This window comes from Vibrio neptunius (genome assembly GCA_019339365.1).
GTDB classification, from domain to species: Bacteria; Pseudomonadota; Gammaproteobacteria; order Enterobacterales; family Vibrionaceae; genus Vibrio; species Vibrio neptunius.
Window position 1 is genome coordinate 442,277 of record CP079859.1, and the last position, 12,628, is coordinate 454,904.

6 protein-coding genes, 2 tRNA genes, 2 rRNA genes, 2 pseudogenes and 1 riboswitch are annotated in these 12,628 nt (G+C 46.7%); all 12 genes and pseudogenes read left to right on the forward strand.

Translation table 11 applies throughout. The annotated features are described in order from the left end of the window. Nucleotides 1-167: 167 nt before the first annotated feature. Nucleotides 168-3,058, forward strand: a 23S ribosomal RNA gene (locus KW548_02145). A gap of 105 nt (nucleotides 3,059-3,163) precedes the next feature. Beyond that, a 5S ribosomal RNA gene (gene rrf / locus KW548_02150) occupies nucleotides 3,164-3,279 on the forward strand. 32 nt (nucleotides 3,280-3,311) lie between these two features. Further along, a tRNA-Asp gene (locus KW548_02155) sits at nucleotides 3,312-3,388 on the forward strand. A gap of 67 nt (nucleotides 3,389-3,455) precedes the next feature. Next, a tRNA-Trp gene (locus tag KW548_02160) sits at nucleotides 3,456-3,532 on the forward strand. Between the two features lie 760 nt (nucleotides 3,533-4,292). Next, nucleotides 4,293-5,674, forward strand: a pseudogene (locus KW548_02165) (multicopper oxidase family protein). Between the two features lie 110 nt (nucleotides 5,675-5,784). Further along, on the forward strand, nucleotides 5,785-6,168 hold the full coding sequence (crcB, locus tag KW548_02170) for a fluoride efflux transporter CrcB (protein QXX06937.1): 384 nt from the start codon (nucleotides 5,785-5,787) through the stop codon (nucleotides 6,166-6,168). Nucleotides 6,169-6,236: 68 nt separating this feature from the next. Beyond that, nucleotides 6,237-6,335, forward strand: a riboswitch (TPP riboswitch). Nucleotides 6,336-6,506: 171 nt separating this feature from the next. Then, nucleotides 6,507-8,446, forward strand: a pseudogene (gene thiC / locus KW548_02175) (phosphomethylpyrimidine synthase ThiC). After that, nucleotides 8,446-9,717: a thiamine phosphate synthase gene (locus tag KW548_02180; GenBank protein QXX06938.1), complete on the forward strand. Its 1,272-nt coding sequence runs from the start codon at nucleotides 8,446-8,448 to the stop codon at nucleotides 9,715-9,717. Before thiC ends, KW548_02180 begins: the two are co-directional and overlap by 1 nt. After that, nucleotides 9,711-10,466 (forward strand): HesA/MoeB/ThiF family protein, encoded by a 756-nt coding sequence (locus KW548_02185; GenBank protein ID QXX06939.1) that lies wholly within the window; start codon nucleotides 9,711-9,713, stop codon nucleotides 10,464-10,466. Before KW548_02180 ends, KW548_02185 begins: the two co-directional genes overlap by 7 nt. A 31-nt stretch (nucleotides 10,467-10,497) precedes the next feature. Next, complete coding sequence (gene thiS, locus KW548_02190; GenBank protein ID QXX06940.1) at nucleotides 10,498-10,707, forward strand: sulfur carrier protein ThiS; 210 nt, start codon at nucleotides 10,498-10,500, stop codon at nucleotides 10,705-10,707. A 5-nt stretch (nucleotides 10,708-10,712) separates the two neighbouring features. Then, complete coding sequence (locus KW548_02195) at nucleotides 10,713-11,480, forward strand: thiazole synthase (GenBank protein ID QXX06941.1); 768 nt, start codon at nucleotides 10,713-10,715, stop codon at nucleotides 11,478-11,480. An 18-nt stretch (nucleotides 11,481-11,498) separates the two neighbouring features. Further along, nucleotides 11,499-12,611, forward strand: a complete 1,113-nt coding sequence (thiH, locus tag KW548_02200) for a 2-iminoacetate synthase ThiH (protein QXX06942.1) — start codon at nucleotides 11,499-11,501, stop codon at nucleotides 12,609-12,611. Nucleotides 12,612-12,628 lie beyond the last annotated feature (17 nt).

The following is a 12,628-nucleotide window of genomic DNA, read 5'->3' on the forward strand; positions in this document are numbered from 1 at the left end:
AACTTTCTCTAAATAAAGAGAGATTTAGGTACCAACACACATTCAAGTGTTCTTGGAAACATCCTTGTGATGTTTATATTTGAGTCCGGCAAAATCGAGTCTGCATCATGTTTAAATAATTGCAGACAACTTTGGTTGTTTGACTGTAAGACCCTTTGGGGTTGTATGGTTAAGTGACTAAGCGTACACGGTGGATGCCTTGGCAGTCAGAGGCGATGAAGGACGTATTAACTTGCGATAAGCCCAGATTAGGCAGTAAAAGCCATTTGAGTCTGGGATTTCCGAATGGGGAAACCCACCTGCATAAGCAGGTATCATTATCTGAATACATAGGGTAATGAGGCGAACCGGGGGAACTGAAACATCTAAGTACCCCGAGGAAAAGAAATCAACCGAGATTCCGAAAGTAGCGGCGAGCGAAATTGGATTAGCCCTTAAGCCTTTAATGCGTCAGGTGAAAGTTCTGGAAAGGTCTGCGATACAGGGTGATAGCCCCGTAACCGGCAGCGCATTTTAGGTGAAATCGAGTAGGGCGGGACACGTGATATCCTGTCTGAATATGGGGGGACCATCCTCCAAGGCTAAATACTACTGACTGACCGATAGTGAACCAGTACCGTGAGGGAAAGGCGAAAAGAACCCCTGTGAGGGGAGTGAAATAGAACCTGAAACCGTGTACGTACAAGCAGTAGGAGCACCTTCGTGGTGTGACTGCGTACCTTTTGTATAATGGGTCAGCGACTTATATTCAGTAGCAAGGTTAACCATCTAGGGGAGCCGTAGAGAAATCGAGTCTTAACTGGGCGTCGAGTTGCTGGATATAGACCCGAAACCAGGTGATCTAGCCATGGGCAGGTTGAAGGTTGAGTAACATCAACTGGAGGACCGAACCGACTAATGTTGAAAAATTAGCGGATGACTTGTGGCTAGGGGTGAAAGGCCAATCAAACCTGGAGATAGCTGGTTCTCCCCCGAAATCTATTTAGGTAGAGCCTCGGACGAATACTACTGGGGGTAGAGCACTGTTAAGGCTAGGGGGTCATCCCGACTTACCAACCCTTTGCAAACTCCGAATACCAGTAAGTACTATCCGGGAGACACACGGCGGGTGCTAACGTCCGTCGTGGAGAGGGAAACAACCCAGACCGCCAGCTAAGGTCCCAAATTACAGCTAAGTGGGAAACGATGTGGGAAGGCTTAGACAGCTAGGATGTTGGCTTAGAAGCAGCCATCATTTAAAGAAAGCGTAATAGCTCACTAGTCGAGTCGGCCTGCGCGGAAGATGTAACGGGGCTAAGCTGTAAACCGAAGCTGCGGCAATGCATTTTATGTATTGGGTAGGGGAGCGTTCTGTAAGCCGTTGAAGGTGAGTTGTAAAGCTTGCTGGAGGTATCAGAAGTGCGAATGCTGACATGAGTAACGATAAAGGGGGTGAAAAACCTCCTCGCCGGAAGACCAAGGGTTCCTGTCCAACGTTAATCGGGGCAGGGTAAGTCGACCCCTAAGGCGAGGCCGAAAGGCGTAGTCGATGGGAAACGGGTTAATATTCCCGTACTTCTTACAATTGCGATGGGGGGACGGAGAAGGCTAGGTGGGCCTGGCGACGGTTGTCCAGGTTCAAGTGCGTAGGCTTGAGAGTTAGGTAAATCCGGCTCTCTCTAAGGCTGAGACACGATGTCGAGCATCTACGGATGTGAAGTCATTGATGCCATGCTTCCAGGAAAAGCCTCTAAGCTTCAGATTGTAAGGAATCGTACCCCAAACCGACACAGGTGGTCGGGTAGAGAATACCAAGGCGCTTGAGAGAACTCGGGTGAAGGAACTAGGCAAAATGGTACCGTAACTTCGGGAGAAGGTACGCTCTTGACGGTGAAGTCCCTTGCGGATGGAGCTATTGAGAGTCGCAGATACCAGGTGGCTGCAACTGTTTATTAAAAACACAGCACTGTGCAAAATCGTAAGATGACGTATACGGTGTGACGCCTGCCCGGTGCCGGAAGGTTAATTGATGGGGTTAGACGTAAGTCGAAGCTCTTGATCGAAGCCCCGGTAAACGGCGGCCGTAACTATAACGGTCCTAAGGTAGCGAAATTCCTTGTCGGGTAAGTTCCGACCTGCACGAATGGCGTAATGATGGCCACGCTGTCTCCACCCGAGACTCAGTGAAATTGAAATCGCTGTGAAGATGCAGTGTACCCGCGGCTAGACGGAAAGACCCCGTGAACCTTTACTACAGCTTGGCACTGAACATTGACCCTACATGTGTAGGATAGGTGGGAGGCTTTGAACCCGGTACGCCAGTATCGGTGGAGCCGTCCTTGAAATACCACCCTTGTAGTGTTGATGTTCTAACTTAGACCCGTTATCCGGGTTGAGGACAGTGCCTGGTGGGTAGTTTGACTGGGGCGGTCTCCTCCCAAAGAGTAACGGAGGAGCACGAAGGTGGGCTAATCACGGTTGGACATCGTGAGGTTAGTGCAATGGCATAAGCCCGCTTGACTGCGAGAATGACAATTCGAGCAGGTGCGAAAGCAGGTCATAGTGATCCGGTGGTTCTGAATGGAAGGGCCATCGCTCAACGGATAAAAAGGTACTCCGGGGATAACAGGCTGATACCGCCCAAGAGTTCATATCGACGGCGGTGTTTGGCACCTCGATGTCGGCTCATCACATCCTGGGGCTGAAGTCGGTCCCAAGGGTATGGCTGTTCGCCATTTAAAGTGGTACGCGAGCTGGGTTTAGAACGTCGTGAGACAGTTCGGTCCCTATCTGCCGTGGGCGTTGGAAGATTGAAGGGGGCTGCTCCTAGTACGAGAGGACCGGAGTGGACGAACCTCTGGTGTTCGGGTTGTCATGCCAATGGCATTGCCCGGTAGCTAAGTTCGGAATCGATAACCGCTGAAAGCATCTAAGCGGGAAGCGAGCCCTGAGATGAGTCTTCCCTGACCCCTTGAGGGTCCTAAAGGGTTGTTCGAGACTAGAACGTTGATAGGCAGGGTGTGTAAGCGTTGTGAGGCGTTGAGCTAACCTGTACTAATTGCCCGTGAGGCTTAACCATACAACACCCAAAGGGTTTTGATGGACTCAAAGCAAGAACAGATTGAATGTGTAGAGAACACGCTCTTAGTATAAGAGAAAGCAGCTTTCCGAATTAAAGAATTTGCTTGGCGACCATAGCGTTGTGGACCCACCTGATTCCATGCCGAACTCAGAAGTGAAACGCAATAGCGCCGATGGTAGTGTGGGGCTTCCCCATGTGAGAGTAGGACATCGCCAGGCTTTAAATTTAGACTCAAGAGTCTAACCAGTGCGGAGCGGTAGTTCAGTTGGTTAGAATACCGGCCTGTCACGCCGGGGGTCGCGGGTTCGAGTCCCGTCCGCTCCGCCACTTATTTTAAGAACCTCGCTTTAGCGAGGTTTTTTTGAATCTACAATATGTATGCTTAAGCATCTACAGGGGTGTAGCTCCAATTGGCAGAGCAGCGGATTCCAAATCCGCGTGTTGGGAGTTCGAATCTCTCCACCCCTGCCACATTTAAGGCTCTAGCAGAAATGCTAGAGCCTTTTCTTTTGTAGCTAGGAACGAGCAGCGGATTCCGCCACTACCAAAGACGCGCGTGTTAAAAGCTCGAGTTTTTCCACCCCTGCCATCTCTAAGGCTCTAGTCGAAAGACTGGAGCCTTTTTACTTTTTGATGTTGAACTATTCAATTGGCAGAGCAGCGGATTCCCCGACTTACCAAAAATAGCGCGTGTTGGGAGTTCGAATCTCTCCACCCCTGCCATCTTTAAGGCTCTAGTCGAAAGACTGGAGCCTTTTTACTTTTTGAAGTTGAACTATTCAATTGGCAGAGCAGCGGATTCCCCGATTTACCAAAAATAGCGCGTGTTGGGAGCTGAATCTCTCCACCCCTGCCATCTTTAAGGCTCTAGTCGAAAAACTGAAGCCTTTTTCATTTCACTGTTTACTGATTTCCCTAATTACCAAGCAATACATATCAGGTATTTCTATCTTCTAGAGCATATGATATATGAAATATGAATAGTCATCTCATGTCGACTGCGAGTCCCAGCTAAAAGAGCAGAGCATCTGCCCCTATATTCCCCTAACCGCTAAAGTCGTATAGGCCAGTACTCTTTTAGATTGAGCAGCAATGAATGAGATATTTCTTTAGCCAACTCCAAATTGGTACATCCAATTTATCGTGGCTTGCCAAAACTTGCTCTCTTGTTGAGAATTATTACTAATAGTTTGTTACATTTTGCAGATGCATCACTAAAAGTTATCAGTATATGGAAATTTCTCGTCGTCGCTTCCTGCAATCCTCACTCGCCATTTCGGCGCTCAGTATTTTGCCCGCTTGCTCAGTCAATCGTTCAACCGATCCTGAGGGGCGTTATGTCTACGATATAACGGCTGAACCTGCTACTGCAGAATTGGTGCCTGGTTATCAAACCCAAGTGCTTGGATTCAATGGACAGATTCCAGCCCCAACGATTCGTTGTCGTCAAGGTGAGCCTGTCATCATAAGATTCACTAATAAGCTATCAGAGCCTACTACTATCCATTGGCATGGCCTGAGAATACCGATTGAAATGGATGGTGTTCCATTCCTTAGCCAGCCTCCTATCATGCCAGGTGAGACTTTCAGCTATGAATTTACACCACCTGATGCCGGCACATTCTGGTATCACCCGCACATGAACAGTGTTAAGCAGCTTGGAATGGGGTTGGTTGGGCTGATCATTGTCGAAGAAAGTCAGCCTGTTATCTTCGATGAAGAACACGAGTTGATGCTCAAGCACTGGCACCTCGATAAAAAAGGCCAGTGGAAAGACTTAATGATCCCGCGTATGAGTGCGCGAATGGGCACCCCGGGGAGTGGAGCAGTGTGAATGGAGTACATGAGCCGATTTACCAACTCAAGACCAGAGCAACGACACGGTTACGAATCGCCAACGTCGACAATACCATTACCTACCCGATTGTAGTGGAAGGTGCTGAGGCATGGGTCATCGCTATTGATGGTAACCCCGTAAAAACACCCTATAAGCTATCTCAGCATAAAGTTGGCCCAGGAATGAGGGTTGATATAGGTCTTATTGCTCCTCAAGCTGGTGAGCGTGTCTATGTTCGTCAAATGAAGGGACGTTTCCCATTTCCTTTGTGTGAATTCGAAGTTGTCGAATCCTCTTTACCTGAGTGTCAACCGTTGCCCAAGTTACCATTGAATCCAGTGCCTCAGCTTGATTTGGCTAATGCTGAGGAAATTGACTTTGTTTTTGAGTGGGAGGGAGCGGTTACTCCAACGAGTAAAGATGGTAAAGCTATGCCCAAGTTCTGGTTAACCAATAAGAGAGCGTGGGAAGGCATGAGTAAAGATAACATCCCGGCTCCGTTGGCGACGCTCGCGTACGGTAAAACTTATATATTTGATTTGAAGAACGTTACCCAATATCACCACCCAATTCATATTCATGGTCATACATTCACTGTTCTGGAAATGGACGGTAAAAAGATTGCTGAACCGTTCCATACCGATACCGTACTACTAGGCAAAAACGGCAGAGCCAAAGCGGCGTTTGTTGCCGATAATCCAGGGCGCTGGATGTATCACTGCCACGTTATTGAACACATGAAAACCGGACTAATGGGTTACATCGAGGTAAAGTGACTCCTGTAACTTTTTAAATCTCAAAATTAATTTGAGATAATGTGTTGCGATTTTGATTCGAAAATAGCCTTATTCCAGATACAATACGGCAGAATGTGACAGGAGGAACCATGGGACAACTTTCTATACTTGGATTTATCGCATTGGGTGGTGCATTTGGTGCATGCTCGCGATACTTAGTTTCGGAGTTTTGTGCGGTATTGCTCGGGCGAGGTTTCCCCTATGGTACGCTCACGGTCAACGTTGTGGGTTCATTTATTATGGGCTTGTTGATTGCCGCATTTGAAAATGAAGTGTTGGCCACCGAACCATGGCGTCAAATCATCGGCCTAGGCTTCCTTGGCGCGCTGACCACCTTCTCAACCTTTTCCATGGATAATGTACTTCTTATGCAGCAAGGTGCACTTTTCAAGATGGGGATAAATGTACTGCTCAATGTTGTCTTGAGTATATCGGCGGCTTGGATAGGCTTTCAAATTCTGATCAAAAGCTAATACTTGATAAAATTGTTCTAAAAATAGACAACTCGGCTTGGTTTCACCAGGCCGTTTTTATATACTGACTTTACTTGTCGGAGTGCCATAAGGCTGAGACCGTTAATTCGGGATCCGTTGAACCTGATCAGGCTAACACCTGCGAAGGGAACAAGAGACGATACCTACACCAGAATTCTCTCTGGGTGCATCTATCAAATAGTCGAAGTTGTTTCGGTGATCATTAGTTAACACTCTAGTCGCATCACCTGTATTTTGACTCCTCTTGTCGCATCTATCCGCCAAGCATTTTTATCCAAAATCTTTTTATCTAGAATAACAAAGCAAGGAAAAATGCTATGTCGAGTCGCAAGCAAGCGAGACTGGAAGCAAAACAGTTCATTGATTCTCTTTCTGTACAACCGTACCCAAATTCTCGCAAAGTATACGTTGAGGGTTCACGCCCTGACATTCGTGTCCCGATGCGCGAAATATCTCTCGCAGATAGTTTGATTGGGGGCACCAAAGACTCTCCAATTTTTGAGCCAAATGAGCCAGTACGTGTCTATGATACTTCAGGCGTCTATACCGATCCTACGCATACAATAGACCTGTACAGTGGCTTACCTAAACTGAGAGAGGAATGGATAGAAGAACGTAGCGATACAGAAGTACTCGATGATGTCAGCTCTGTATACACCAAGCAGCGATTGGAAGATGAAACGCTCGATGAGCTTCGATATGGCAACTTGCCACGCATCCGCCGTGCGAAAGATGGCCAATGCGTTACTCAGCTGCACTATGCCCGCAAAGGCATTATCACACCTGAGATGGAGTACATTGCATTGCGCGAAAATATGGGCCGCGCAAAGTATCGCGATCAGGTTCTCAATCAGCAGCACCCTGGGCAAAGTTTTGGTGCCAATCTTCCCGACGAAATCAGCTCTGAATTCGTGCGAAAAGAAGTCGCCGAGGGTCGTGCCATTATCCCTTCAAACATCAATCACCCAGAATCTGAGCCTATGATCATTGGCCGTAACTTTCTTGTGAAGGTAAACGCCAATATTGGTAACTCCTCTGTGACCTCATCAATTGAGGAAGAAGTTGAAAAGCTGGTGTGGTCGACACGTTGGGGGGCGATACAGTGATGGATTTGTCTACTGGTCGTAATATTCACGAGACTCGTGAATGGATTCTGCGTAATAGCCCTGTCCCAATTGGTACAGTACCTATGTATCAAGCATTGGAGAAAGTGAACGGCATTGCCGAAAATCTCAATTGGGAGGTAATGCGTGACACTTTAATTGAGCAAGCGGAGCAGGGCGTCGATTACTTTACTATCCATGCGGGCTTACTCCTTCGCTATGTACCTATGACAGCCAAACGCGTGACAGGCATTGTTTCACGCGGTGGTTCTATCATTGCTAAATGGTGTCTTGCTCATCATCAGGAAAGCTTCCTCTATACCAACTTCCGCGAGATCTGTGAAATCTGTGCTAAATACGATGTGGCGCTATCGCTTGGTGATGGCCTGCGCCCTGGCTCTGTCGCCGATGCAAATGATGAAGCCCAGTTTGCAGAATTACGCACCCTTGGAGAGCTTACAAAGATCGCATGGGAGTATGATGTTCAGGTGATAATTGAAGGCCCAGGGCATGTGCCAATGCATATGATTAAAGAGAACATGGAAGAGCAGCTAGAGCATTGCCATGAAGCCCCTTTCTATACGCTCGGCCCTCTAACCACAGATATTGCTCCGGGCTATGACCACATTACATCAGGTATTGGTGCGGCGATGATCGGTTGGTACGGGTGTGCAATGCTGTGTTATGTGACCCCAAAAGAACACTTAGGCCTGCCTAATAAAGAAGATGTAAAAACTGGGCTGATTACCTATAAACTTGCCGCGCACGCTGCCGACTTAGCTAAAGGGCACCCAGGAGCACAAGTGCGCGATAATGCACTGTCAAAAGCACGATTTGAGTTCCGTTGGGAAGACCAGTTTAACCTTGCGCTCGATCCTGATACCGCACGTGCTTTCCATGATGAAACCCTGCCTCAAGAATCGGGTAAAGTCGCCCATTTCTGCTCTATGTGTGGTCCAAAATTCTGCTCAATGAAGATCTCACAAGAAGTACGTGAATACGCCAAAGATACTGAGCAAGTAGCAGCGGACCAAGCGATCAGTGTCAAAATGTTGGATGATCCACTTGAAGGTATGCGTCAGAAGTCGAAGGAGTTTCGTGACACGGGCTCAGAGCTTTACCATCCCGCTGCTACGGCTGTAACGGAGGAGTAATGGCAAAGATCCTTATTCCTACAGCGTTAGCTGATGTCAAACCTGAAATTGAGCAATGCTTACAGCTGGCCAAGGAAAAAGGCTTCGAGATAGAAAACATTGAGCTGGGCGTCAGTCCAGCTCAAACAGTTCAAATATCTCATGGCTCAGAATGGACAAAGCTGTCTACAGATTTAGTGGAGTCCGGTGTGGTGGGCGATGAACGTACGTACTTTATCGAGTATTGCTCTGGCATCACTATCAAGCCATCTAGGCCCAAAATAGCTTTATCTCACGTTTACATTAATGTCTTGGATGTAAATCAGGTGCTAGATATTTGGTTAGACACTAGTCGTGATCAAGTATGTGCATTATCGAGTTCAGTCAATCAATCAGAGTTTGATCGTAAACGTCACTTTGCATGGGTTGTTACCCTCATCAGCTTGGCATTTACACTTGAAGATGCTCTTACACTTGCACGAGCCATGGCGAATGTTTCACGTGAAACATGGGCAGAGAACATTGTCGACTTTCCATCCCCTGTTCTCGAAGATTACCGACTAGGAATTAGCGCTGGCTGGATTAAATCAGGTCACCAATTGGCATTTCCATCCGTATCTAAATGTGATTTAGGGCTGTACCCAGTTGTTGATAGCATTGGCTGGGTCAAAAAGCTTTTAGAAAGTGGTGTCAAAACGGTTCAGCTGAGAATTAAAGAACCACTGGCAAATGATTTGGAGCAACAAATTAAAGATGCGGTTGCACTTGGTCGTCGACATGATGCTCAGGTTTTTATCAATGATCACTGGCGCCTAGCAATTAAACATCAGGCTTATGGTGTTCATCTGGGTCAAGAGGATATTGAGGAAAGCAACTTAGCTGAATTAGCTAAAGCCAATTTGCGTTTAGGGTTATCGACCCACGGTTATTATGAGTTGCTTCGAGTTGCACAGACTAATCCAAGTTATCTCGCTTTGGGTCATATTTTTCCTACCCAGACGAAACAAATCGCAACCAACCCTCAAGGGCTAGTGAAACTTGCACTCTATCAAAAGCTGGTTAATACCATGCCTTATATAAATTCGACAGGCGTACCTACCGTCGCGATTGGTGGTATTACTCAATCCAATGCGCGTTCAGTTTGGAATTGTGGGGTTACTAGCTTGGCGCTGGTGAGTGCTATCACTAACGCGCCATCACTGGAACAGGCGATTGAATTCTTTACTCAGTTAACAACCGATGAGCGGAGAAACATTAGTGTTGATGTTTTGAAAGAGGTTTCTGCATGCTAAGTGACCAAGACTTCCTACGTTATCAAAGGCAGATTTCACTGCCGGAAATTGGTGAATATGGGCAGGAAAAGATTACTCAATCGCATGTTTTGATTATTGGCTGTGGCGGATTAGGCAGTGCAGCGAGTCTGTATTTAGCTGCAGCTGGAGTAGGGCGAATGGTGTTGGTCGATGATGATGATGTTGATTCTAGTAATCTACAACGTCAAATTGTCTATCGTGAGGACAATCTCGGTAAAGCCAAAACAGAGGCCATACGCCAACAGTTAAACCAGCTTAACTCTGGTGTGCAAATACGCACCATCGGAAAGCGGCTATCAGCATCTCAATTAGCACTAGAAGTGATGTTAGCGGATGTGGTGTTGGATTGTACTGACAATATTCAAACTCGTCAGTTGGTCAACTTAGTTTGCTACCAACAAAGTAAGCCGCTTGTTTCCGCTGCCGCTATTGGTTGGCAAGGACAATTTACGGTCTTCGATTATTCATCGAACAAGGAGTCTGGATGCTATCGCTGCCTCTACCCCTTTGATGAGCTAAGCAAACCAAGCAAATGCAGTGAAAATGGAATCATGGGTCCTGTCGTCGGCACCTTAGGCAACTATCAAGCATTAGCGACATTACAGAAATTGGCATTAGGACATTTTGATTTTCCAATTGGCCAATTGCACTTATTCAATGGATTAAAACTTAACTGGCAAGTGATGACGATTGCACGCGACCGGCAGTGTACGGTGTGCAGTCAATAACAACCAAATGACATAATCAAGAAGTGAAGCAATGAGTGAGATACACATAATCATCAACGAACAGTCTCAGCGTGTCAGCGCAGGCGCGAGCCTAGAAAACATCATTCAGCAGTTCTCACTGCCTGAAGTGGGATGCGTGTTTGCTATTAACAATACCGTTGTGCCACGTAGTGATTGGCCAACCACTTGCCTAAATGAAGGCGATGCGATTTCACTTTTTCAAGCCATTGCTGGAGGGTAACAACGATGCTTAAGATTGCAGATAGAGAATTCAAGTCACGACTGTTTACGGGCACTGGAAAGTTTGCCAACAAATTTTTAATGGAACAGGCGATTAAGGTGTCGGGCTCACAATTGGCCACCATGGCTTTGAAGCGTGTTGATATACACGATCAACAAGATGATATTCTTCAGCCTTTAACTGAAGCAGGAGTGCATTTATTGCCTAACACTTCGGGAGCAAAAAATGCCAAAGATGCGGTATTTGCCGCACACTTAGCAAGAGAGGCTCTGGGAACAAATTGGCTCAAACTCGAGATTCATCCAGATCCTAAGTATCTAATGCCTGATCCGATAGAAACGCTATCTGCAGCGGAGCAACTGGTCAAAGATGGGTTTACGGTACTGCCTTACTGTCATGCTGATCCTGTTTTATGTAAGCGATTGGAAGAGGTAGGGTGTGCAGCAGTGATGCCTTTAGGAGCTCCAATTGGCTCAAATAAGGGCATAGCATCGCACGATTTTCTTGAGATCATTATTGACCAAGCTAACGTTCCTGTTGTTGTCGATGCTGGTATTGGCGCACCTTCCCATGCAGCGCGCGCGATGGAAATGGGTGCTGACGCCGTATTGGTCAATACTGCGATTGCTGCCGCAGCCGACCCGGTTACGATGTCGATTGCATTTAAAATGGCCGTTGAATCTGGGCGAATGGCGTATGAAGCCGGTTTAGCGGGCCAGGTCTCTCATGCGGTGGCATCAAGTCCGTTGACGTCTTTTCTCGATGAACTGTAGTTAAAGTAGGTATTGAGAATGACTTTTGTTGAACAATTCAAAAAGCTGAGTTGGGATGACATTTCGATGTCAATTTATGCCAAGACAGCTAAGGATGTTGAGCGAGCGCTAGCGAAACCCAAACGAGATCTGGAAGATTTCAAGGCGCTACTATCACCAGCAGCTGAACCCTACTTGGAGCAAATGGCACAGCTGTCTTACGTATTAACTAGAAAGCGATTTGGTAATACGCTGTCATTGTACATTCCCCTATACTTATCGAATTTGTGCGCTAATGCTTGTACCTATTGTGGCTTTTCAATGGAGAATCGTATTAAACGGCGAACATTGAATAAGGATGAAATCCAAGCCGAGGTGGAAGCCATTAAACGCATGAAGTTTGATAGCGTTCTCCTAGTCACTGGTGAGCATGAAACTAAAGTCGGGATGAATTATTTCCGTGAGATGTTGCCCGTCATAAAAGAGAAATTTAATTATTTAGCGATGGAAGTGCAGCCGCTTGAACAAGATCAGTACGCAGAACTCAAAACATTAGGTCTCGATGCTGTCATGGTGTATCAGGAAACTTATCACCCTTCGACGTATGCGGAACATCATTTGCGTGGCAACAAAACGGATTTTGAATATCGCTTGGAAACTCCGGATCGGTTAGCAAAAGCAGGTATTGATAAGATAGGAATTGGTGCATTAATTGGGCTAGAAGAATGGCGAACTGACTGCTTTTATGTAGCTGCGCATCTCGATTATCTTGAACGCACCTATTGGCAAACTCGATACTCGATCTCTTTCCCGCGTTTAAGGCCTTGCGAGGGTGCGCTTCAACCTAAGTCAGTGATGACAGACAAACAACTAGTACAGCTTATTTGTGCATTCCGCTTACTGAATCCTGAAGTTGAACTGTCATTGTCTACTCGCGAGTCACCGGAATTTAGAGACAATGTTTTGCCGCTTGGTGTTACGTCAATGTCCGCCGCATCGAAGACTCAACCCGGTGGCTATGCGAATGGAGAAGCAGAATTAGAACAGTTTGAGATAAGTGATGAAAGAAGCGCTGGTTCAGTAGAGGCGATGATTAGAGCGAAAGGGTTTGACCCTGTTTGGAAAGACTGGCACTCAGTTTACTCTGGGTGAATCGTAAAGGCTGTTAT

Coding starts and splice junctions, on each gene's coding strand:
- crcB (QXX06937.1), top strand. CDS start 5,785: ATGGGACAACTTTCTATACTTGGATTTATCGCATTGGGTGGTGCATTT.
- KW548_02180 (QXX06938.1), top strand. CDS start 8,446: ATGGCAAAGATCCTTATTCCTACAGCGTTAGCTGATGTCAAACCTGAA.
- KW548_02185 (QXX06939.1), top strand. CDS start 9,711: ATGCTAAGTGACCAAGACTTCCTACGTTATCAAAGGCAGATTTCACTG.
- thiS (QXX06940.1), top strand. CDS start 10,498: ATGAGTGAGATACACATAATCATCAACGAACAGTCTCAGCGTGTCAGC.
- KW548_02195 (QXX06941.1), top strand. CDS start 10,713: ATGCTTAAGATTGCAGATAGAGAATTCAAGTCACGACTGTTTACGGGC.
- thiH (QXX06942.1), top strand. CDS start 11,499: ATGACTTTTGTTGAACAATTCAAAAAGCTGAGTTGGGATGACATTTCG.